Origin of the sequence: Catellatospora sp. TT07R-123, assembly GCF_018327705.1 — a bacterium.
Classification (GTDB): Bacteria; Actinomycetota; Actinomycetes; order Mycobacteriales; family Micromonosporaceae; genus Catellatospora.
The window spans coordinates 1,440,340-1,461,067 of record NZ_BNEM01000002.1; the positions used below are offsets into that span (position 1 = coordinate 1,440,340).

Here is a 20,728-nt window from a genome sequence, read left to right on the forward strand (position 1 = left end):
GAGCAACTGGGAGACCGCAGCCCGGCCACGTGCCGGGCTGCGGTTTCCAGGTCAGGACGTGTAGTCGACCACCGTGCGGGCGGCCAGGCGGGGCCGCAGCCACTGCGCCAGCTCCAGGTGCACCGGGTGCGCCTGGTATCCGGCCAGACCGGCGGCGTCGGCGTGCGTCGTGGTCAGACACAGGTGCGCCGAGACGGGCGTGTGCAGCTCGTCCAGGTGCACCACCAGTGAAGAAATCTCGGGTACCGCGCCGACCAGCCCTTCCAAAAGATCCTTCGCCTTGGCAGCATCGGCTGCGTCGGTGAACGTCATCAGCACCACGTGGGTCAGCATCACGACCTCCGGTTCACCCCTGTTGCAAACGCCGTCGCGAGTGTAGTTTCGGGAAACAGCGTTTCGCTAGGGGAACCGGAGGCACCACATGGCTCCAATACGGGTCGCCGCGGTGCAACTCGCGGCGTCGCAGGACGTGGCCGCCAACCTGGCCGCCTGCCTGCGCCTGATCGACGACGCGGCCGCACAGGGTGCCCAGCTGATCGTCCTGCCCGAGTTCTGCAACCACCTGTCCTACTACGCCGACCGGGCGCAGGCGCACCGCCTCGCGACCCGGCCCGGCGACGAGTTCCTGACCGCGGTCGCCGACCGCGCCCGCCGCCACGGCGTACACGTGAAGATCAACGTCACGCACGCCCACCCGGACGGCCGCACCGGCGGCACCAACTTCCTGTTCGGCCCGGACGGCGCCGTGCTCGGCCAGTGCGACAAGCAGACCCTGATGGGCGCCGAGAACGACCACCTCGACCCGGCCACCGAGGTCGGGCCGATCATCGACACGCCGCTGGGACGCCTGGGCATGTACGCCTGCATGGAGGGCGTGCTCAACGAGGTGGCCCGCGGGCTGGCCCTGCGCGGGGCGCAGGTGCTGCTCAACAGCCTCAACTCGTTCGCCACCGACGAGGCCGGCCTGCACATCCCGGTGCGCGCCGCCGAGAACAAGGTGTGGGTCGTCGCCGCGAACAAGGTCGGCCCGCTGCTGCCCGAGGAGCACCTGCCCCGACTGTCGGCCGCGCTCGGCGTGCCCGCGCAGTGGCTGCACGGCGCCGGGGAGAGCCAGATCGTGGCCCCGGACGGCACCGTCGTGGCCCGCGGCCCCCGCACCGGCGAGGCCGCCGTGATCGCCGACATCGACCCGGAGCTGGCCGACGACAAGCGCCGTCCGGACGGGACGGACCTGCTGGCCAGCCGCCGCCCCGAGTTGTACGCCCGCATCGCCGAGCCCCCGCACGGCCGCCGCCGCCCCGCGGGCGCGGCCACCCTGTCGGTCGCGGTGGTGCGCGGCGACGCCGCCACCGTCGCCCGCGAGACCGCCCTGGCCGCGGGCGCCGGCACCCAGCTGATCGTCGCCGCCGACGCCGACCCGCAGTCGCTGGCCGCCGCGCTGGACGGCACGTCCGCCCACGCCGTGGCCCGCACCGCCGACGGCTCGACCGTGCTGGTCGACGCCACCGGCCCGCTCGCCACCGCGCCGCCGCTGCACGGCAAGGACGCCACCGGGGACGCCCCGGTCCTGGTGGACCTGCCCTGGGGCCGCCTGGCCCTGGTCGCGGGCGCCGACGCGATCTACCCGGAGGTGTTCCGGCTGGCCGCGCTCGCCGACGCCGACGTGGTCGCGCTGCCGTTCACGGCCGCCGAGAGCTGGGAACTCAGCCTCGGGCTGCCCGAGCGGGCCGCCGAGAACCGGCTCAACCTCATCGCCGCCGCACCGCTGGACCAGGACGGCGCGGTCTTCGCGATGTCACCCGACTTCACCCTCTGGACCACCTGGCAGGGGCCGTTCACCGGCCGCATCAGCCACCCCGTCGTCACCGTGGTCCCGGCCGGGCAGCCGTCCGTCCGGGCCGAGGTGGCTCCCGCGCAGGCGGCCAACCGGCTCGTCTCGCGGGGCACCGATCTCGTCGACGGCCGCCCCTGGCGGCTGCTCCAAGCCCTCACAGAAAGGTAGGCCACGGTGGCCGAGACCCTCCGCCACGTCGAGGACATGGTCGACAACTCCCCCGTCGTCGACGTCCACGAGACGTTCCACCAGTGGCAGCAGCTGCTCGCCGAACTCAAAGCGAAGATCGACGCCCGGTTCGAGCTGAAGCGGGACCCGTCGACGCTGGCCCTGGAGTCGTACGGCACCTATCCCGACGGTCCCGGCGGGTCGCTGGCCGCCTACAGCGGGCCCGAGGTCGACTGGATGGTGCACTCCTGGCTGGGCAACCCCGGCGCGAGCTTCGCCAACCTGCACCTGACCGTATGGCTCGGCCCGCAGGTCAAGGTGCCGCACCTGGGCATCGCCCTGCTGGTATGGCCGGAAGGCTGGTTCTACCTCGACTCCGTCCCCCGGGTGAACCTGATCGAGGACGGCGACTACTACGACCGCTACTACGCGCCGCTGGACGCCGACTGGCTGGCCCACCGCGCCGACCCCGAGTTCGAGTACTTCGTCTCGCGGTCGGGCTTCATCCGCGCCAGCCTCAGCCCCACGGCGTACTGCTACTCCTTCGGGCGCAGCGAGCGCAACATCGACATCGTCCGCAAGCTCACGCACGAGCACGTGGACCGCTGGCTGGGCTGGGTCGACAGCGCACCGCCGGTGCCGGAGTCCGAGCGGGCCGCGCTGGCCGAGACGGACCTGCGGATGCGGCGCAACATCGCCGACCGCGACCCCGCCAACGTGATGGGTGTCCGCTTCTTCGGCCAGGAGACCACCGACCGCCTGGTGCGCGGCCTGTGGGGCGGCGACCGGGAACTGGAGCGGCCGCGATGATCCGCTCGGTGTGGTGGGCCGCGACGATCCCCGGCCACGAGGCCCCGTTCGACACCGCGCATCTGCGCGTCTACTACCCGGCCGCGCCGGACGGCAGCGACCGCGAGCGCCTGTCGGGCGTGATGGCCGCCGACACCACCGGGGCGCCGTTCCCGGTGGCGGTCATCGTGTCCGGGGTGAACGTCGGCCAGGAGGCGTACCGCTGGCTGGCGACGAGGCTGGCCGAACGCGGCATCGTCACGGTGACCTACGACTGGGTCGGCACGCTGTTCGGGGGACTGCACGGCATCACGCCGGGCGTGGACCTGGACGCGGCCCGGCCCGACGGCTACGGCAAGCGCCCGACCTGTCCCTCGCTGCGGCCGGTGCTCGACGCGCTGGCGAGCATGACCGGTCCGGTCGCCGGGCTGCTGGACCTGGACCGGGTGGCCCTGATCGGGCACTCGGCGGGAGGCACGGTCGCGCTCCAGTCGGCGGGCTTCGTGCCGGAGGTCAAGGCGGTCGCGACCTACGGCGCGCACAACATGGTCGCCACGATGCTCGGCTGGCCCGCCGGGACGGTGCTGCCCGCGCAGGCCGACTGCCCGGTGCTGCTGGTCGGCGGCACCAACGACGGGGTCATCAACGGCTCCGCCGACCGCTACGGCGAGGACGCGGCCGCCCGGCGCGACCCGATCACGCGCACGTTCGACGAGGCGCTGCCCGACCGCGACGGCGCCAACGTGCTGATCCGGCTGGCCGGGGCGAACCACTTCGCGATCGTGGACCCGGTCGACCACACCGCCGCGCGCGCCTTCCTCGACCAGGCCGCCGACGGCGATCCGGCCGAGCACCGCGCACTGCTGGCCGACCTGCTGGCCACCTTCTGCCGGATGCACCTGACCGGTGACCCGGCGTCGTTCACCGAGTGGGACAGGCTCGCCGCCCACCACGGCGTCGCATCGATCCAGCGGAGGTAGGAATGCTGAAGAACTTCTGGTACGCGGTCGAGTTCGCCGACCGGGTGACCACCAAGCCGATGCGGGTGACGGCGCTCGGCCAGCACCTGGCGCTCTACCGTACGCCCAAGGGGCGGCCGGTGGCGCTGAGCGACCTGTGCGTGCACCGGGGTGCGGCGCTGTCGGGCGGCTGGACCAAGGACGGCTGCATCGTCTGCCCGTACCACGGCTGGGAGTACGACGCCGACGGGCAGTGCACGAAGATCCCGGCGAACCTGCCCGGGCGGGCCATCCCGAAGAAGGCGCGCGTCGACTCGTACCCGGTGCAGGAGAAGTACGGCTTCGTCTGGGTGTTCCTCGGCGACCTGCCCGAGTCCGAGCGCCCGCCGCTGCCGGTGTGGCCGGAGTTCGACGACCTGAAGGAGAACGGCGGCCGCTTCCGGGCGGTGACCGGCGAGTTCCTCTGGCACTCCAACTACGAGCGGATCCTGGAGAACGGCTGCGACATCGCGCACGCCCCGTTCGTGCACGCGGGCTCGTTCGGCAACCCGGAGCGCCCGGAGGTGCAGGAGTACGAGCTGGAGGTGCCCGACGAGTGGTCGGCGTTCGCCACCGTCGACCTGTACCCGCCGCGCCCGACGGGCATCTGGTCGGTGCTCAACCGGAACAAGGGCGACCTGGGCAACCGGCCGCCGGTGCGCACCTCGGCGGGCTGGATGCTGCCGAACATGATCAAGCTGCACGTGCGGCTGCCGATCGGCGAACTGATCATCTACGACACGAACATCCCGATCGACGAGACGACGACCCTGGTCAAGTGGGTGGCGCTGCGCACCTTCTTCACGGGCAAGTGGGCCGACAAGAACGCCGTGCAGCGCACTCTCAAGATCTTCTACCAGGACGCCGAGGTCGTCGACAAGGTGCGGCCCGAGCTGCTCCCGTTCGACCTGGGCGCAGAGCTGCACATCAAGAGCGACCTGATCGCGGTGCACTACCGCCGCCGCCGCCAGGAGCTGGCCGAGAAGGGCTGGCTGCTGTCCGACGAGGACACCATCACCGGTGACGTGCCCCGGCGCACCGCCACCGTCATCGCCTCCCCCGCCCGCCGCGAGAACCCCGAGCTGGCCCGTGCCTGGGTGCACAAGGCCCGCGGTGAGCACCCCACCGTCCAGGCCGCCTGGGACGCCGCCGACGCGGACGCCCACACCCCCGAGGAGCCGTCGTGAGCCTGCCCGCCGACCTGTGCGAGGCCACCCTGCAGCGCATCCTGGCCCGCCACCCCGACCTCAAACCGGTCGAGACGCCGCTGGCCGAGCTGCGCAGCCCCATGTCGCCCGCGCCGGTGGGCAGCGTGCGGATCTTCCGCGGTACGGCGGTGGCCAAGCTCGTCTACGTCGGCCTGGTCGTCCCGATGATCCACCTGGACAGCCACATGATCTTCGCGTTCACGCCGGAGGACTCGGCCGTCCCGCACTTCACCCTCGACTCGGTGTACGGCGGCTCGTACCACGCCTTCCACCTGGACCTCATCCCCCGCGCCGACCTGGCCGCGCACCTGCCGTACCTGGACGCGGCCTTCCGGCCGCTGACGGAGACGTTCGACGCCGCCTCGGCGGCCGAGGGCCTGTCCCCGGCCGCGATCGGGCCGCGCCAGCGGGCGATCATGTCGCCGTGGATGCTGGTCAACCGGGCCACCGAGGAGGCGTTCGCCGGCATCAACGGCTACGTCGACGCCTACGCCGACCACTGGTCGGGCCTGGTCACCGACGGCCTGCCCGCCGAGGCGGCCGCGAGCCTGGCCGGGGTGGACCTGGCCGCCCGCGACGCGGCGGTGCGCGGCAACATCTTCAGCCGCGACGTCGACCCGGTATGGGCGCAGGTGTCGCGCCTGCTCGGCGACGAGACCACCGACGCGATCCGGGCCGAGCTGGTGGCCAATGGCTGAGCAGCCCAGTGTCTGGCAGCAGCGCATCGCCGGGCAGTGGCACGGCCGGCCCTCGCTGTTCGACGCCACCGGCACCTGGTGCGGGTTCGAGGAGATCCGCCGCTCGTCGGTCTTCGCGGACGGCGTGACCACGTACTACATGGACGGCGGCCTGATCGGCGGCGGGCCCCTGGCCGGGCAGTTCCGGCTCGGGGCGCCGTTCGCGTTCGGGGTGGTGGACGCCGACGACAACCGCGTCTACACCGGGCCGGACTTCTACGGCACCGGCCAGCCCTACGGCGGGTTCGTCGACTCGCACTACTACGGCCCCGGCTGGCAGGTCGACCTGAACACCTGGAACCAGGTGCTGCCCGACGGCGAGACGCAGGTCTACTCGTCGGTGCTGTACCAGGGCTGGTCCGTGGTGGGCTGCTTCAACGGCGTCTACACCCGCACCCTCGACGACTCCCCCGAGTCGGCCGGCCGCGTCGAGCGGTTCCTGGCCGAGGAGACCCGCCGCGGCCCCGTCCCCTACATCACCCCGACCAAGCAGGCCGGGGCGTACACCGGCGACCTGGAACTGTACGGCGCCGACCAGAAGCCGCGCGGCACGGTCGGCATGCGGCTGGCCCTCGACCCGGTCGACCTGCTGCACACCACCCGCACCCTCACCTGGTCCGGGCCGCTGTCGCGCACCGCTTCGTTCAGTGCCCGCCGCGACGGCAACCGGCACTTCTACGAGGGCCCGCAGGCCTGGGGCAACGCCATCGGCTTCGGCCGGGCCCTGTTCGGGTCGCTGCACTTCACCGACGTCACGAAGGTCAAGTTCCGGGAGTTCGCGATCGACGCCGAGCCCGGCATGAGCGCCGACGGGCGCCTGGCCGTCGTGTACGAGATCTTCCAGGGCAACGTCCTCGACGCGGTCCTGCACGGAGTGCTGCACTGGGAGGCGTCGTGACCAAGGTCGTGGTCGTCACCGGCGGCACCCGCGGCATCGGCCTCGGCCTGGTCCGCGAGCTGACCGCCCGGGGCGCGAGCGTCGTCTACTGCGGCCGGTCGCACGACTCCGTCACCCGGGCCCAGGACCAGGTGCCGCAGGCGTACGGCGTGGTCGCCGACGTCACCGACCGCGCGGCCGTCCGGCGGCTGTGGGACGCCGCGGTCGAACGCCACGGCCGGGTCGACATCTGGATCAACAACGCGGGCATGTCCCCGGCCCGCAAGCGGCTGTGGGAGCTGCCCGAGGCCGAGCTCGACGCCACGGTGGACCTGAACCTGCGCGGCCTGCTGCACGCCAACGCCGTCGTGCTCGGCGCCATGACCGCCCAGGGCGGCGGGGCGGTGTGGAACATGGAAGGCTTTGGATCGAACGGCATGCGCCGCCCCGGCCTCACCGTGTACGGCGCGACCAAGCGCGCGGTCACGTACAGCACCGACAGCCTCGCCAAGGAGGTCGCGGGCACCGGCGTGACCGTGCACCACCTGTCCCCCGGCATGGTCGTCACCGACCTGCTCACCCACGACTACACCCCCGAGGAACTGGCCCAGGCCAAGAAGATCTTCAACATCCTGGCCGACCGGGTCGAGACGGTCACCCCCTGGCTGGCCGCCAAGGTGCTGGCCGGAGCACCGAACGGCGCCCGGGTGGCCTGGCTGACCCAGCGCAAGGCGTTCTTCAGGTTCCTGACCGCGTTCCGCAAGCGCGACGTCTTCAAGGAAGAAGCATGAACGAACACGACTACCCGGTGATCATGGCACTGGAGGACTACGTCCCCACACTGCTGGCCATGCTCGGGTTCTGGCTGCTCGGCGGGGCTTCCCGCGAGATCGACCGCAGGGTCGCGACGGCCGGGCGCATCGGCGCCGTCCTGATCGGACTGGGCGGGGTCGCCAAGTCGACCTGGAAACTGATCCTGTCCGCCGCCGACCAGGACTACCCCTGGCTCCAGCAGGCGCTGTTCCCGCTGATGGCGACCGGGGCGCTGCTGGTGCTGTGGTCGCTGCACACCAGCCTGCGCGGCCGGACCGCGCCGTGGTGGCCGTACGCGCTGGTCGGGGCCGCGATCCTCGGCGCCGCCATCGGCACCCGCAGCCTCCAGCCCCCCTTCATCGCCGCCACCGTCGGCGTCACCACGATCAGCATCCTGGGCGCGGTGCTCGCCGGCCGCCGCCGGGCCTTCCTGGCCCTGGCCCTGTTCGTCCTGGGCCTGGTCGGCGTGACCGCGATGGTGCCGCTGCGCTCGCACCCGCTGCACCCCACGCTGGGATTCCAGTGGCTGGAGCAGAGCGTCAACACGCTCTCGCAAGCGCTCTTCCTGACCGCCGCGCTGCTCACCCTGCGGGCGGCCCGCCGCGCCACCGTCCCGGCGGAGGTGGCCGCATGACCGACGCGCTGGGCTGGCGGCGCAAGTTCGGCGTCATCGCCCCGTCGACCAACACGATCGTCGAACCCGACTTCTACGGCATGACGGTGCCCGGGGTGACCGCGCACTTCTCCCGCATCCACATCCGCAACCAGGACCTGTCCGACGACGCGAACTTCGAGAACCTGCTGGTCCAGATCCGCGACGAGATCGGCGCCGCCTGCGAGCGGGTGCTGACCTGCGAACCGGACTACATGGTCATGGGCATGTCGGCCGAGACGTTCTGGGGCGGCGTCGAGGGCAACCGGGAGTTCGTCCGGCAGATCAAGTCGATCACGGGGCTGGAGGTGGCCACCGGCGCCGAGGCGTGCGAGCGGGCGCTGAAGCTGTACGGCGCGCGCCGCATCGGCGTGGTCACGCCGTACCAGCCGGTCGGCGACCAGAACGTGGTGAAGTTCTTCTCCGAGATCGGCTTCGAGGTCGCCGCGATCGAGGGGCTGAAGTGCCCGACGGCCGTGTCGATCGCGCACGTCACCGAGGACCGGCTGCGCGAGGCGATCCTGTCCGTCAACGGCCCGGACGTGGACGCGATCGTCCAGTGCGGCACCAACCTGTCCATGGTCCGCCTGGCCGACGAGGCCGAGCGGTGGCTGGGCAAGCCGGTCATCGCCATCAACGCCGCCACCTGGTGGATGGCACTGCGCGACAACGGCATCACCGACAAGGTGTACGGCGCGGGCTCCCTGCTCCGCGACCACTGACCCGCTCCACCCCACCCCCCTCACCCCTCGTTCTGTCGTGCAGTTTCGGGGAAAGTGCCGGAGTCTCGGCGCATATTCGTGCACTTTCCCCGAAGCTGCACGCCGGTCCGGAGGGCCCCTCTCCGGAAGGCGGGATGATGATCTCGTTACTGCTGGCTGCCGTCGCGGTGTGCATGCTGGGGCTGGGGGCGTACGCGGTGCGCCTGCGCGCCGCCGGTCCGGCGGCCGCGCTCGTGGCCCTGCTGTGCGCCGGTCTCGCGTACGACAACACCGCGGTCGCGATCGGCCGCCTGCTCGGGTTCGGCCAGGCGCTGGAAGGCGTCAACGCGGGCCGGTTCTGGATCCACGCCCTGCTCACGCCGCTGCTGCTGGTGGCGGCAGTGCTGATCGGCGCGCGGCTGGGCGTGGCCGTGCTCGCCCGCAAGGCGGTCCGGATCGGCGCGGTCGTGCTCGCGCTGGCGCTGATCGCGCTCGGGGCCGCCACCGACATCGTGCGGCTGGCCCTCGCACCGGCGACATACGCCGACACGCTGCGCTACACCAACACCGCCACGGCCGGGCCGCCGGTGCCCGCGATCGCGACGATCGTGGCGCTGATCGCGGTCGGAGTGCTGCTGTGGCGGCGGGCCGCAACGGCGTGGCTGCTGCTGGGCGCCGTGGCGATGTTCGTGGCGGCCGCGGCCGGGTTCCGGCACTTCTGGCTCGGCAACCTCGGCGAACTCGCCCTCCAGGCCACCGTCGTGGCCACCCTCGCCACCGCCGCCCGCACCCCCGCCTCGCCCCCGCCTGGCAGCAGGTTCTAACCGCAGACGGCGATCACCCGGCGGGGTTCAGTAGCCGGTGGTGCCGTTGCTGTACGACGTGCCGTTGACCGTGCAGGTCGCCCACGCGGCCGAGGTGGTGCCGGCGTCGTAGAGCAGGTCGGTCTGCCGGATCGACGTGGTGCCCCACGAGTAGAGCGTCTTGCCGTCGGAGGCCCGCTGGAGCCGGGCGTAGCAGTTGGTGAGGGTCGTCCCGTTGTTCACGCTGATCAGCATCCGGGCCATCACCGAACGGCACTGTCCGGTCAGGCCCTGGAAGTAGCCGAGGTACACGGTGATGGTGCCGGCGCTGCCGGAGTAGACCGTGGCGGACCGGGGCTGCGTGTACGGGCCCTGCCAGCACTCGGGCAGCATGGTGTCCGTGGAGGTCATGTTGTCGCAGTTGGAGTTCGACTTGGCCGTGATCCAGTAGCAGGTCTCGCCGCTGGCCTGCGCGGACGCGGGGGCGACGACGAGGACGGCGGCGATGGTCGCCAGCGCCGCGAGGACGGCTTTGATACGGGTCATACCGTGGATCCTGGCCGACCGTCCGCACCCGACCCAGTTCGTTCGGCCGGTGCCTAATAGTCCTGCGCAACGCCGCGACGAACATGGGGGAACGCGGTTGCTACGCATCTACTTCACCTCCGACGACGTTGCCCGCACCAGGATCGCCGATGACGCCGATCCGCTGTGGGAAGTGATGATGGCGCTGCAGATGCTGCGCCGCCAGCCCGGCGACCTGCTGTTCGGCAGATGGCGCGCCGTGACGCTGCGCGAGCTGCGCGCCCAGCCCGATCCCGACCGGTTCCGGCGGCTCGCCGCCCTGTCGCCCGCCGAGGGCTACTTTCCCGATTTCCTCACCCCGGCCGCCTCCCTGCGCGGCATGGAGCACGGGCTGGAGGCCGTCCGCTGCACCCCGATCGGCGATCTGCACCGGCAGTTGGGCCTGCTGGCCCGGGAGCAGCGGCTGCCGCGCCAGGTCAAGGGATTGGCGCTGGCCGAACCAGCCTCGCTGGGCGAGCTCGCGGACACCATCAGCGGCTTCCACGAGCTGACCGTCGCCCCGCACAGCGCCGTCGTCGGCGCGGCCATCCGGCGGGACCGCAGCATGCGGGTCCGGGCGCTGCTGGACGGCGGGGTGGAGGGCCTGCTGCGCAGCCTCGCGCCGATGGCGTACTGGCGGTCCGGTGAACTCAGCGTGCCGAGCCACCGGGACCAGGAGATCCACCTCGGCGGCCGCGGGCTGACGCTCATCCCCAGCTACTTCCTCCTCCGCAAGCCGCTGACCCTGTTCGACCCGGAGCTGCCCCCGGTGCTCTACTACCCGGTGCCCCGCGACGTGCACTCCATCGCCGCCGTCCCGTGCGCCCGGCAGGCGCTCCACCCGCTGATCGGCCGGACCCGGACCGAGATCCTGCACGAGCTGGCCGCCGGGCGGACGACCCTCGAACTGGCGGGCAGGCTGGGCATCTCCGCACCGACCGTGAGCGAGCATGCCGCGATCCTGCGGGGCGCGCGCCTGATCGACAGTCACCGCTTCGGCAACCGCGTGCTGCACGAGCTGACCGACCTGGGCCGGTCGCTACTGGAGGTGCCCGGCTAGCGCCGCCGCCGGGGTCCGGACCGACTGGCAAGCGACCGGTGGTTCTGCCGATGCCCCGGGATGTGCCGGGTTGGGACGCTTCCAGCACGTCCCAACCCGACAGTCCCCGGAGGGGTCCCATGCGTATGCGTCACCGTCTCGCCGCACTCGCCGCAACCCTGGTCGCCGCCACCGCCACGTTCCTGGCACCGGCGACCGCGGCCAGCGCCGCGACGAGCACTCCCGTGATCTTCGTGCACGGCTACACCGGCAACGGCTCCAACTGGACCACCGCGCAGTCGGTGTTCCGCGCGGGCGGGTTCACCAAGCTCTACACGTACAACTACAACTGGGCCGGGTCGAACCAGGTCAGCGCGGCCGGGCTGCGCGACTACGTGAACTCGGTGCGGGCCCAGACGGGTGCGGCGAAGGTCGCGATCGTCAACCACTCGATGGGCGGCCTGGTCACCCGCTGGTACCTGGAGGAGCTGGGCGGCTCGGCGTACGTCAGCCACGTCGCCTCGATCGCCGGGGCCAACCACGGCACGACCTACGCCGGAGCGTGCCTGGTCAACGTGTCGTGCGTCGAGATGTACCCGGGCTCGCTGTTCCTGCTCGACCTCGCCGACGGCGACGAGACGCCCGGCGGCGCGCAGTACGCCACCTGGTACTCGGCCTGCGACGGCATCATCATCCCGTACACCAGCACCCCGCTGTCGGGTGCGTCGAACCACAACGTGGCCTGCCAGACGCACATCGGGTTCCTCACCGACACCAGCGTGCTGACGCAGATCCGCTCCTTCATCGCGGCCTGACCGCGCCGTACGCACGGAGGGGCCGCACCGGATCACCGGTGCGGCCCCTGCGGGTACGGCCGGGTCAGCCGCCGACGTGGATGCCGGGGCGGCGGGTGGGGTCGGGCTCGGCCTGGCGGAGGATCTCGCGGACGACCGGCGGGGTGTCGCCGCGGCCGAGGATCAGGTAGCGCAGCAGGTGCGTCACCGGGGCGCCCTCGGACCACTCGAAGTAGCAGTGCGGGCGTACGCCGGTGGTGTCGCGCAGGGCGAGCAGGATCGCGGCGATCGCGTTCGGCGCGGCGGGCGCGCTGGCGCGCAGGATCCGGTGCCCGCCGACCTGGACGCCCTCGACGCGCAGCACGTCGCTGAACGCCGACGGGTCGACCACGTCGATCTCCAGGAAGATCACGTCGGCGCGCCCCGGGACCGGGTTCATGCCGCGCTGCTCGCGCTCCTTGGCGGCGTACTCGGCGGGGTCGCCCTCCTGGCGCCGGTTGGCGATCAGGTTGAGCGCGCCGTCGTGGGCCAGCGAGTCGGTGACGAAGACCCGGGCGGCGGTGTCGAACTCGATCCGGTCGACGCGCAGCTCGGTGGTGCGGCTGGCCCGCGAGATCAGCGAGATGATCACGATGGCGCCGATGAACGCCGCCGAGATGGCGATGCCGTCGGGCTTCTCCCGGATGTTCTCGATCAGGGCGTACACCAGGATGAGGGTGAGCACGCCGAAGCCGGTCGCGGCGGCCTTGCGGCGGTAGCGCCAGGCGGAGATGGTGACCGCGACGCTGCCGGAGACCATCATGGCCAGGATGCCGGTGGCGTACGCCCCGGCCTGCGCCTCGACGTCGGCGCCGAACGCCAGCGTCACGCCGATGCAGACCGCGGTGTAGACCAGCACCACCGGGCGCACCGCGCGCCCCCACTCCGGCGCCATGCCGTAGGACGGCAGGTAGCGCGGCACGATGTTGATCAGGCCGGCCATGGCCGAGGCCCCGGCGAACCACAGGATCAGGATCGTGCTGACGTCGTAGACCGTGCCGAACGCCCCACCCAGGTGCTCGTGTGCCAGGAACGCCAGCGCGCGGCCCTGGGCGGCGCCGCCCTGCCGGAACTCCTTGGCGGGGATCAGCACGGTGGTGACGAAGCTCGTCGCCAGCAGGTACACCGACATGATCAGCGCCGCGACGGTGAGCAGCTTGCGGGTGTTGCGCACGCGCGAGGCCATCCGCTGCTTCGCGTTCTCGCCGTCGGCGGCGATCAGCGGCATCATGCTGACGCCGGTCTCGAACCCGGACAGGCCCAGCACCAGCAGCGGGAACGCGAGCACGGCCGGGCCGACCACCCCGGTCCAGCCGCCGCCACCGGAGGTGAGCTGGCTGGTCCAGGACGACCAGGCGCCGGGGGTGGTGAACACCTCGGCCAGGCCCGCGACGACGATCACCGCGTTGAGGCCGAGGAACACCGCGACCAGCGGGATCGCCACGCCGACGGCCTCACTGAAGCCGAGCATGAACACCCCGCCCAGGATGACCAGCAGCAGCACCGTGATGAGGACCGCGTGGCCCTCCAGGAAGTGCGGCGCGAGCGGGTTCTCCAGCAGGTGGACCGAGGCGTCGGCGGCCGACAGCGTGATCGTGATGATCCACGAGGTGGCGACGAAGCCCAGCAACACCAGCACGAACAGCTTGCCGCGCCAGAACGGCAGCAGGTCCTCCAGCATCGCCACCGAGCCCTGCCCGTGCGGGCTCTCCTTGGCCACGCGGCGGTACATCGGCAGCATGCCGAGCAGCGTCAACGCGATGATCAGCAGGGTGGCCAGCGGTGACAGGGCGCCGGCGGCGGTGGCGGCGATGGCAGGCAGGTAGGCCAGGGTGGAGAAGTAGTCCACGCCGGTGAGGCACATCACCTTCCACCAGGCCTGCGGCGGGGCGTGGCTCTCGTCGGCCTCGGGGCCGACCGGCTGCACCCGGTGCTGGAGGAGCCAGCGGCTCACCTTCCCGACCGGACCCGTGGCCCGATCGGGGCTGTCCACCACCGCAGGGATGGCGTATTCCTTGGTTTCGCCGCTCATGACCTTCCGCTACCCAACCTGAACCGGACTCGTGACAGTGCTGGAACACCATAGGCGTGCCAGTCACGCGCCGCGCGCCCGGTGGTCAGGCGGTCACGGTGATACCCGCCACCACGAGTCCGTCCGCGACGTGCCAGCGGCCGTCGAAGCCGGTCAGCACCCGGCCGCCGGCGCAGTCGCCGGGCACCAGCAGCCGGGCCCGGAACGTGCCCGCGCCGGGGTCGACGGCCACGTCGGCTTCGAGGAAGTCCAGCCAGCGGCCGGTCAGCGGCGACCACGCCTTGTAGACGGCCTCCTTGGCGCAGAACATCAGCCGGTCCCAGTGCACGTGCGGCGCGGCGCGGGCCAGCTCGTCGAGGTGGCGCCGCTCGGACTCCGAGGCGATCAGGCCGAGGACGCCGTCGGGCAGGACCGCGTGCGGTTCGGCGTCGATGCCGACCGAGGCGTGGTCGGTGATGCGGGAGACGGCGGCTGCCCGGTAGCCGTCGCAGTGGGTCATGCTGCCGACGACCCCGGCGGGCCAGACCGGGGCACCGCGTACGCCGGGCAGCAGCGGCGCCGGGTCCACCCCGAGCTGCCCCAGGGCCGTACGGGCGCACACGCGCACGGTGGTGAACTCGCGGCGGCGCTTGTCGACCGCCTTGGCCACGTGCGCCGCCTCCTGCGCGAACAGCGCGTCCGGGCCGTGCTCGGGGTCGGCGAACGCCTCGGCGATCCGCACGCCGGGCGGCAGCACCCGCTCGATCACGGCGCCGCCGGCAGGATCAGCCGCGGCTGGGGCGGGGTGGCCGAGCGGTGCCCCCACTCGCGCGGGTAGCCGACCGACACCTCCTCGAACCGCACCCCGTCCTCGGTATGGGTGCGCGGGATGTGCAGGTGGCCGTAGACGACGGCGGCGGCCCGGTAGCGCACGTGCCAGTCCGCGGTCAGCTCGGTGCCGCACCACTGCGCGAACACGGGGTAGCGCAGCACCAGCGTGGGCGTGCGGGTCAGCGGCCAGTGGTTGATCAGCACCGTGGGCAGGCTCTCGTCCCGTTCGGCCAGCAGCCGCTCGGTGTGCTCGACCCGGGCCCGGCACCACGCCTCCCGGCTCGGGTACGGGTCCGGGTGCAGCATGTGCTCATCGGTGCACACGATGCCCTCCGCGTACGCCATCGCCAGGCTCTCCTCCTTGGTGGTGGCACCGGCGGGGCGGAACGTGTAGTCGTACAGCAGGAACAGGGGGGCGACCGTGACCGGGCCGCCGGGCCCGGACCACACCGGGAACGGGTCCTCCGGCGTGACCACGTCGAGCTCGCGGCAGACCTTGACCAGCAGGTCGTAGCGGTCCACCCCGCGTACCTGCACCGGGTCGTGCGGGGAGGTCCACAGCTCGTGGTTGCCCGGTGACCAGATCACCTTGGCGAAGCGGGTTGCCAGCGTCTCCAGCACGGTGACGATGTCGGCGACGTTCTCGGCCACGTCCCCGGCGACGATGAGCCAGTCGCCCTCGTCGCGCGGGCGCAGCGAGAGGGCGTGCTCCCGGTTCTGCGCGTATCCCACGTGCAGGTCGCTGATCGCGTAGAGCCCCGCCATCGGCCGCCTCACCCGTCCGTCCACATCGGCATCGGTCTGTCACGACCATGCTGCCATGTCCGGGCCCGGTTTCCCGCCCGCACCGGTGCGCAGCGCGGCCGCGGCCGGGGCGGCGCCGTCAGGCCGGGCGGCCGGCCGTACGCAGCAGCCGCAGCCCGGCCGAGAACCCGGCGGCCTGGTCGCCCAGCGCGGCGAAGAACACCGCGTCGCACGCCTCGACCGCGACGACGGCCCGGTTGGCCAGCTCGCGCCCGGCCGCCGTGACCGACAGCGCGCGGGCGCGGCCGTCGGTCGGGTGCGGCAGCCGCTCGACCAGGCCGAGCCCCTCCAGCACCCGCAGCACCTGCGAGGTCATCATCGGATCGGTCTCGGCGTGGTCGGCCAGCGCCCGCTGGGTGACCGGCCCGTCGGCGCCCAGCCAGGTCAGCGAGGCCAGCAGCACGAACTGCACATGCGTCAGCCCGTACGGCTTGAGCGCGGCCCGCTGCGCGGCCTGCCACCGGTTGGTGACCTGCCACAGCAGCAGGCCGGGACTGTCGTCACCACTGTCGAACCCGGTCGCCAGCCGGTCGTCTCCGCTCACACCGCAATCTTCTCGTCGGCCTCGGCGGTGGCGGCGAGCAGGTCGAGGTCGCGCTGCAGGGTGGCGGCGATGCCCCTGCCCAGCATCAGGTTCCAGAACCGGGCCAGCGGGCCGGCCAGGGTCACCGCGACCTCGACCCGGGCGCCGCCGGCCTGGGCGGTGACCAGGTGGCGGAAGGTGAGCCGGGCGCCGAGCAGCTTCGACACGTCGGTGAACTCGCGGCCCGGGATCAGGACCGTGACGGTGAACGGGGTCTTGGGGCCGCCCTTGGGCTTGAGCACCCCGGTCGCGCCCTGGACGAACGGGCCGTCGAGCCGGACCCACTCGGTGTCGGCGTTCCACTGCGGCCAGGTGGCCATGTCGGCCCAGCGGGCGAAGAAGGCGGCGGGGGTCGCGGTCGAGGTCACGGCGGCATCAGCAAGTGCGATCATAAATTTAGTATGCGCGCTTATTATCTTGCCGTCAAGCCCGCCGCCCGGCCCGCGCCCGGACCCGTGCGAGACTGCTGGCCATGCGCAGCGACACCGGCACCGCGTCCACTCACGACCTCGACCGGCTGCGGGAGACCGCCCGGCGCGTGTTCGGCTGGCCGTCGCTGCGGCCCGCGCAGGAGGAGGCGATGGCGCAGGTCATGGCCGGTCGCGACACGCTCGTGGTCTCCCCCACCGGCTCGGGCAAGTCCGCGATCTACCAGGTGCCCGCGATGCTGGTCGGCGGCCCGACCATCGTGGTGTCGCCGCTGATCGCCCTCCAGCGCGACCAGGTGCAGAGCCTGCTGGAGCGCGGCGCCGCCGACGCCCACGTGGTCAACTCGGCCCGGTCGGACAGCGCCAACGCGGCCGCCTTCGAGGCGCTGCGCGCCGGCACGGCCGAGTTCCTGTTCCTGGCGCCGGAGCAGCTGGCCAAGGACGAGGTGGTGGCCGAGCTGGCCGAGGCCAAGCCGTCGCTGTTCGTGGTGGACGAGGCGCACTGCGTCTCGTCGTGGGGCCACGACTTCCGGCCCGACTACCTGCGGCTGGGCGAGGTCGTGGCCCGGCTGGGGCACCCGGTCGTGCTGGCGCTGACCGCCACCGCGTCGCCGCCGGTGCGCGCCGACATCGTCGAGCGGCTCGGCATGCGCTACGCGACGGAGGTGGTGAAGGGGTTCGACCGGCCCAACATCCGGCTGGAGGTGTCCCGCGAGATCACCGAGCGGGAGAAGCGCCGCGAGATCACCGACCGGGTGATCGCGCTCGACCCGCCCGGCCTGCTGTACGTGCAGACCCGTGCCGAGACCGAGGAGTACGCGCAGGCGCTGGTCGAGGCGGGCGAGGAGGCGTACGCGTACCACGCCGGGCTGTCGGCCGCCGAGCGCGCGCGGGTGCACGACGCCTTCCTGGCCTCCGACCGCGTCGTGGTGGTCGCGACCTCCGCGTTCGGCATGGGCATCGACAAGCCCGGGGTGCGGTTCGTCATCCACGCCGCGCCCGCCGAGTCGCTGGACTCGTACTACCAGCAGATCGGCCGCGCGGGCCGCGACGGCGACCCGGCCGTGGCCGTGCTCTACTTCCGGCCCGAGGACCTGCGCCTGCCCCGCTTCTTCTCCTCCGGCACCGTCGACGAGCAGCTGCTCACCTCGGTCGCCACCGCGCTGTCGGCGGCGGACGGCCCGGTGGACATCGACGACCTCGTCGCCGACCTGGACGTCACCCGGGCCCGGATCACCCGCGCCGCCAACCTGCTCCAGCAGGCCGAGGCGCTCACCTCCGGCCCCGAGGGCCTGCGCTGGTCGGGCGGCACGCCCGCCCAGGCGGTCGCGGCCGCCGCCGGGGAGGCCGAGCAGCAGCGGACCATCGAGCTGACCCGCGTCGAGATGATGCGGGGGTACGCCGAGACCGGCGACTGCCGCCGCCAGTTCCTGCTCGGCTACTTCGGCGAGCAGCTGCCCGGTGTCTGCGGCAACTGCGACACCTGCGCCGCCGGGACCGCCCAGCAGGACGCGGTCGGCGACGGCGAGTTCGCGGTGCAGTCGCGGGTGCGGCACGCCCAGTGGGGCCCCGGCCTCGTCATGCGCACCGAGTCCGACCGGATCACGGTGCTGTTCGACGAGGTCGGCTACCGCACCCTGGCCCTGAAGGCGGTCCGCGCCCGCAACCTGCTCAGTGCCGTGCGGGATTGACCGAACCGATGACGCGCAACCTGGTGGTGCAGCCCGCCGGGTAGTAGACGAGATCCGATCCGGCCGGTGCGGCCACCGTGCTGTAGGTCGCACCGGCCGGGGTCCGCCGCAGCACGGTGCCGTCGTTCCAGAACAGCTCGTCGCCGCGATAGCACACGGGGTCGGCGACCAGGCCCTTGGTGCCGGCCAGGTCGACGCGGCGCAGGATGTGCCCGTCGGCCAGCGAGAACTCCAGCAACCCGCTCTGCACGGTGCCGTTGTACGTCTCCGGGTACTGCCCGGGGACACGCCGGAAGAAGGCCACCGCGCCGACGCCGCCCGCGCCGAGGAGCACACCTCGGCTCGGCCAGGTCAGCATGTTCATGAACGGCGTGTCGTCGTCGGCCTGGACGAGGATCAGATCCTCGGTCGGCCCGAGGTACGCCGAGGCGTCGATCAGCAGTTCGCGCGACGCGCGGGTCACATGGTCGACGATCCGCAGCCCCACCTGGGTTCGGGTGGCCCGGACCTGCGGATGGTCACGCGGGAGCACCAGCTCGCCGCTGTCCAGCACGGTCATGACCGACCCGGCCAGCTCCTGGTCGACCTCGTCGACGGTCCAGTCGCGGGTCGACACCAGGTAGCTGGGACCGTGCAGCTCCGGTGCCGTACGCAGGAACAGCCACTCCCCGGACGGCGACCATTCGATCTCACCCGTCGGCAGCGACAGGGCATGCTCCTGGGTCCCGGTCAGGTCACGGATCACGAGCTGACCGAGCGACCACTGTGCTTCAGCCAGCCAGCGCCCGTTCGGCGCCAGCGACCAGGCCGGGTCCGGCAGCCGCCACCACGTGCCGTCGACCGCCACGAGGTAGTCGGCGCCCGGCATATCCCGGACCCGCATGGTCACCAGGCCGATGCCGCGATCGCGGGGCAGCAGCGGCGCACCCGCCCGGTGGTCGCCGACGTCGGCGGGTAGCGGCGGCAGGATGGGCGCGGGTGACGGCGACGGCGACTCCGCCGGTGGCAGCGGGTGCCTGCCGGCCAGCCCCGGCCATAGCAGGGTCACCGCGACCAGCAGCGGGATCAGGATGAGCGCGGCCACACCCGCGATCCGGCCCACCCTGCGGCGACGGGCCGCGGCGACGGCCGTGGGCGCGTCGGCGTACTGGCCGGCCTGCTCGGCGTAGAGCGGCAGCGCCTCGCGCAGGCGTACCAGGGCGTCGTGGGTGTTGCGTTTGACCGCGCCGACCGAGCAGCCGATCGCCGCCGCGGTCTCGGCCTCGGACAGGTCCTCGTAGAACCGCAGCACCACGGCGGCCCGCTGGCGCGGCGACAACCGGCCGAGGGCGTGCCCGAGCGCGATCCGGTCGACGATCCGCTGCTCGTGGCCCGAGGTCGCGGCGTCGGGCACCTGCGCGACCGGGGTCGCGGGGCGGCGGCGCCACCACGAGATCCGCTCGTTGACCATGATCCGGCGTACGTACGCCTCCGGCTCGCCGCCCTCGCAGATCCGCCGCCACCGCGCCGCCGCCTTCGCCAGCGCCGCCTGCACCAGATCCTCGGCCGCGTGATGCTCCCCCGTGAGCAGGAACGCCGTCCGCGACAGCGCCCCGCCCCGGGCCACCACGAATTCCTGGAACCCGTCGAACCTGTCCACCCGCCACCTCCACCAGCTGACACGCGGCCACCGCCCACCAGGTTGGGGGTCTGGACAGAAGATCGAATCCTGCGTCCGGCCACGCCGCTGCCGCCGCGTTGCCGCACCCGGCGGCGCCGATGTGGCAGGGTGCCGGGAGTGAGCCACGACGACCCGGCCGACGCCCGCAGCCAGCGCGAACGCATGCTCGCCGGCGAGCTGTACCAGGGCAGCGATCCCGTGCTGGCCGCCGAGAGCGAGCGGGCGCGGCGGCTGTGCGCCGCGTTCAACGCCTGCGACCCGGCCGACCCGCACCGCAACGAGATCATGTCCGAGCTGCTGGGCGCGTACGGCGACGGGTCGGAGATCCGGGCGCCGTTCTACTGCGACTACGGCTGGCAGATCCGGATCGGGGCCCGCTGCTTCGCCAACTTCGGGCTGGTCGCGCTGGACGTCGCCGCCATCACCATCGGCGACGACGTCCAGATCGGACCGAACGTGCAGCTGCTGACGCCGACCCACCCGCTGGAGCCGGGGCCGCGCCGCGACAAGTGGGAGGCGGCACTGCCGATCACCATCGGCGACAACGTCTGGCTCGGCGGGGGCGCGATCATCCTGCCCGGCGTGACCGTGGGCGAGAACAGCGTGGTGGGCGCCGGTGCGGTGGTGACCCGGGACGTGCCGCCGAACGTGGTCGCGGTCGGCAACCCGGCCCGGGTCGTACGCGAGCTGCGGCCGTAGCGCCG

Annotated in this window: 21 protein-coding genes and 1 pseudogene; 14 read left to right on the top strand and 8 right to left on the bottom strand. The window is 72.5% G+C overall.

Going from position 1 to position 20,728, the window contains the following annotated elements; translation table 11 throughout:
- Positions 1–51 precede the first annotated feature (51 nt).
- Positions 52–333: a Dabb family protein gene (locus tag Cs7R123_RS26390; RefSeq protein ID WP_212830396.1), complete on the bottom strand. Its 282-nt coding sequence runs from the start codon at positions 331–333 to the stop codon at positions 52–54.
- An 88-nt stretch (positions 334–421) separates the two neighbouring features.
- Between Cs7R123_RS26390 and Cs7R123_RS26395 the strand changes: the two genes are divergently transcribed.
- The 10 genes from Cs7R123_RS26395 (at position 422) to Cs7R123_RS26440 (ending at position 9,601) form a co-directional block, all read left to right on the top strand.
- Complete coding sequence (locus tag Cs7R123_RS26395; RefSeq protein ID WP_212830397.1) at positions 422–2,002, top strand: nitrilase-related carbon-nitrogen hydrolase; 1,581 nt, start codon at positions 422–424, stop codon at positions 2,000–2,002.
- A gap of 6 nt (positions 2,003–2,008) precedes the next feature.
- Complete coding sequence (locus Cs7R123_RS26400) at positions 2,009–2,812, top strand: oxidoreductase (protein WP_212830398.1); 804 nt, start codon at positions 2,009–2,011, stop codon at positions 2,810–2,812.
- Positions 2,809–3,771, top strand: a complete 963-nt coding sequence (locus tag Cs7R123_RS40855) for a dienelactone hydrolase family protein (protein WP_212830399.1) — start codon at positions 2,809–2,811, stop codon at positions 3,769–3,771. The genes Cs7R123_RS26400 and Cs7R123_RS40855 overlap by 4 nt, the downstream gene beginning before the upstream one ends.
- A gap of 2 nt (positions 3,772–3,773) precedes the next feature.
- Positions 3,774–4,976 (top strand): aromatic ring-hydroxylating dioxygenase subunit alpha, encoded by a 1,203-nt coding sequence (locus Cs7R123_RS26410; protein ID WP_212830400.1) that lies wholly within the window; start codon positions 3,774–3,776, stop codon positions 4,974–4,976.
- Entirely contained in the window at positions 4,973–5,695 is a 723-nt protein-coding gene (locus Cs7R123_RS26415) for a hypothetical protein (protein ID WP_212830401.1), read from the top strand. The genes Cs7R123_RS26410 and Cs7R123_RS26415 overlap by 4 nt, the downstream gene beginning before the upstream one ends.
- A complete protein-coding gene (locus tag Cs7R123_RS26420; RefSeq protein WP_212830402.1) occupies positions 5,688–6,632 on the top strand; it encodes a hypothetical protein in 945 nt (314 codons plus the stop codon). Before Cs7R123_RS26415 ends, Cs7R123_RS26420 begins: the two co-directional genes overlap by 8 nt.
- Complete coding sequence (locus Cs7R123_RS26425; protein ID WP_212830403.1) at positions 6,629–7,402, top strand: SDR family oxidoreductase; 774 nt, start codon at positions 6,629–6,631, stop codon at positions 7,400–7,402. Before Cs7R123_RS26420 ends, Cs7R123_RS26425 begins: the two co-directional genes overlap by 4 nt.
- Complete coding sequence (locus tag Cs7R123_RS26430) at positions 7,399–8,058, top strand: hypothetical protein (RefSeq protein ID WP_212830404.1); 660 nt, start codon at positions 7,399–7,401, stop codon at positions 8,056–8,058. The genes Cs7R123_RS26425 and Cs7R123_RS26430 overlap by 4 nt, the downstream gene beginning before the upstream one ends.
- A complete protein-coding gene (locus tag Cs7R123_RS26435; protein WP_212830405.1) occupies positions 8,055–8,798 on the top strand; it encodes an arylmalonate decarboxylase in 744 nt (247 codons plus the stop codon). The genes Cs7R123_RS26430 and Cs7R123_RS26435 overlap by 4 nt, the downstream gene beginning before the upstream one ends.
- A 137-nt stretch (positions 8,799–8,935) precedes the next feature.
- Positions 8,936–9,601, top strand: coding sequence for a hypothetical protein (locus tag Cs7R123_RS26440; protein WP_212830406.1), 666 nt, complete (start codon positions 8,936–8,938; stop codon positions 9,599–9,601).
- Positions 9,602–9,628: 27 nt separating this feature from the next.
- On the opposite strand, the gene Cs7R123_RS26445 is transcribed toward Cs7R123_RS26440, so the two are convergent.
- The gene (locus Cs7R123_RS26445) at positions 9,629–10,126 is read right to left on the bottom strand and encodes a hypothetical protein (RefSeq protein ID WP_212830407.1); all 498 of its coding nucleotides are present in this window, start codon (positions 10,124–10,126) and stop codon (positions 9,629–9,631) included.
- A gap of 97 nt (positions 10,127–10,223) precedes the next feature.
- Between Cs7R123_RS26445 and Cs7R123_RS26450 the strand changes: the two genes are divergently transcribed.
- Positions 10,224–11,204, top strand: coding sequence for a winged helix-turn-helix domain-containing protein (locus Cs7R123_RS26450; RefSeq protein WP_212830408.1), 981 nt, complete (start codon positions 10,224–10,226; stop codon positions 11,202–11,204).
- A 119-nt stretch (positions 11,205–11,323) separates the two neighbouring features.
- Positions 11,324–11,998, top strand: a complete 675-nt coding sequence (locus tag Cs7R123_RS26455) for a triacylglycerol lipase (protein ID WP_244872161.1) — start codon at positions 11,324–11,326, stop codon at positions 11,996–11,998.
- 64 nt (positions 11,999–12,062) lie between these two features.
- Here the strand turns inward: Cs7R123_RS26455 and Cs7R123_RS26460 are convergent, their stop codons facing one another.
- From Cs7R123_RS26460 to Cs7R123_RS26480, 5 genes are all read right to left on the bottom strand, one after another.
- Entirely contained in the window at positions 12,063–14,048 is a 1,986-nt protein-coding gene (locus Cs7R123_RS26460; RefSeq protein WP_244872162.1) for an amino acid transporter, read from the bottom strand.
- 85 nt (positions 14,049–14,133) lie between these two features.
- Positions 14,134–14,796: a 4'-phosphopantetheinyl transferase gene (locus Cs7R123_RS26465; RefSeq protein ID WP_212830409.1), complete on the bottom strand. Its 663-nt coding sequence runs from the start codon at positions 14,794–14,796 to the stop codon at positions 14,134–14,136.
- Complete coding sequence (locus tag Cs7R123_RS26470) at positions 14,793–15,623, bottom strand: metallophosphoesterase (RefSeq protein ID WP_212834537.1); 831 nt, start codon at positions 15,621–15,623, stop codon at positions 14,793–14,795. The genes Cs7R123_RS26465 and Cs7R123_RS26470 overlap by 4 nt, the downstream gene beginning before the upstream one ends.
- Before the next feature lie 118 nt (positions 15,624–15,741).
- Positions 15,742–16,206 carry a MarR family winged helix-turn-helix transcriptional regulator gene (locus Cs7R123_RS26475; RefSeq protein ID WP_244872163.1) on the bottom strand — a complete coding sequence of 155 codons (465 nt, stop codon included), beginning with the start codon at positions 16,204–16,206 and terminating at the stop codon, positions 15,742–15,744.
- On the bottom strand, positions 16,203–16,637 hold the full coding sequence (locus tag Cs7R123_RS26480; protein ID WP_212830410.1) for an SRPBCC family protein: 435 nt from the start codon (positions 16,635–16,637) through the stop codon (positions 16,203–16,205). The genes Cs7R123_RS26475 and Cs7R123_RS26480 overlap by 4 nt, the downstream gene beginning before the upstream one ends.
- Before the next feature lie 80 nt (positions 16,638–16,717).
- Between Cs7R123_RS26480 and Cs7R123_RS26485 the strand changes: the two genes are divergently transcribed.
- The gene (locus tag Cs7R123_RS26485; RefSeq protein WP_212830411.1) at positions 16,718–18,364 is read left to right on the top strand and encodes an ATP-dependent DNA helicase RecQ; all 1,647 of its coding nucleotides are present in this window, start codon (positions 16,718–16,720) and stop codon (positions 18,362–18,364) included.
- Between the two features lie 1,180 nt (positions 18,365–19,544).
- On the opposite strand, the pseudogene Cs7R123_RS40370 reads toward Cs7R123_RS26485, so the two are convergent.
- Positions 19,545–20,003 (bottom strand): annotated as a pseudogene (locus Cs7R123_RS40370) (SigE family RNA polymerase sigma factor); the annotation flags it as partial.
- 138 nt (positions 20,004–20,141) lie between these two features.
- Between Cs7R123_RS40370 and Cs7R123_RS26495 the strand changes: the two are divergent.
- Positions 20,142–20,723: a sugar O-acetyltransferase gene (locus Cs7R123_RS26495; protein WP_308442899.1), complete on the top strand. Its 582-nt coding sequence runs from the start codon at positions 20,142–20,144 to the stop codon at positions 20,721–20,723.
- The last annotated feature ends 5 nt before the right edge of the window (positions 20,724–20,728 follow it).

Coding starts and splice junctions, on each gene's coding strand:
- Cs7R123_RS26390 (WP_212830396.1), bottom strand. CDS start 333: ATGCTGACCCACGTGGTGCTGATGACGTTCACCGACGCAGCCGATGCT.
- Cs7R123_RS26395 (WP_212830397.1), top strand. CDS start 422: ATGGCTCCAATACGGGTCGCCGCGGTGCAACTCGCGGCGTCGCAGGAC.
- Cs7R123_RS40855 (WP_212830399.1), top strand. CDS start 2,809: ATGATCCGCTCGGTGTGGTGGGCCGCGACGATCCCCGGCCACGAGGCC.
- Cs7R123_RS26410 (WP_212830400.1), top strand. CDS start 3,774: ATGCTGAAGAACTTCTGGTACGCGGTCGAGTTCGCCGACCGGGTGACC.
- Cs7R123_RS26420 (WP_212830402.1), top strand. CDS start 5,688: ATGGCTGAGCAGCCCAGTGTCTGGCAGCAGCGCATCGCCGGGCAGTGG.
- Cs7R123_RS26430 (WP_212830404.1), top strand. CDS start 7,399: ATGAACGAACACGACTACCCGGTGATCATGGCACTGGAGGACTACGTC.
- Cs7R123_RS26435 (WP_212830405.1), top strand. CDS start 8,055: ATGACCGACGCGCTGGGCTGGCGGCGCAAGTTCGGCGTCATCGCCCCG.
- Cs7R123_RS26440 (WP_212830406.1), top strand. CDS start 8,936: ATGATCTCGTTACTGCTGGCTGCCGTCGCGGTGTGCATGCTGGGGCTG.
- Cs7R123_RS26445 (WP_212830407.1), bottom strand. CDS start 10,126: ATGACCCGTATCAAAGCCGTCCTCGCGGCGCTGGCGACCATCGCCGCC.
- Cs7R123_RS26455 (WP_244872161.1), top strand. CDS start 11,324: ATGCGTATGCGTCACCGTCTCGCCGCACTCGCCGCAACCCTGGTCGCC.
- Cs7R123_RS26460 (WP_244872162.1), bottom strand. CDS start 14,048: ATGAGCGGCGAAACCAAGGAATACGCCATCCCTGCGGTGGTGGACAGC.
- Cs7R123_RS26470 (WP_212834537.1), bottom strand. CDS start 15,623: ATGGCGGGGCTCTACGCGATCAGCGACCTGCACGTGGGATACGCGCAG.
- Cs7R123_RS26480 (WP_212830410.1), bottom strand. CDS start 16,637: ATGATCGCACTTGCTGATGCCGCCGTGACCTCGACCGCGACCCCCGCC.
- Cs7R123_RS26485 (WP_212830411.1), top strand. CDS start 16,718: ATGCGCAGCGACACCGGCACCGCGTCCACTCACGACCTCGACCGGCTG.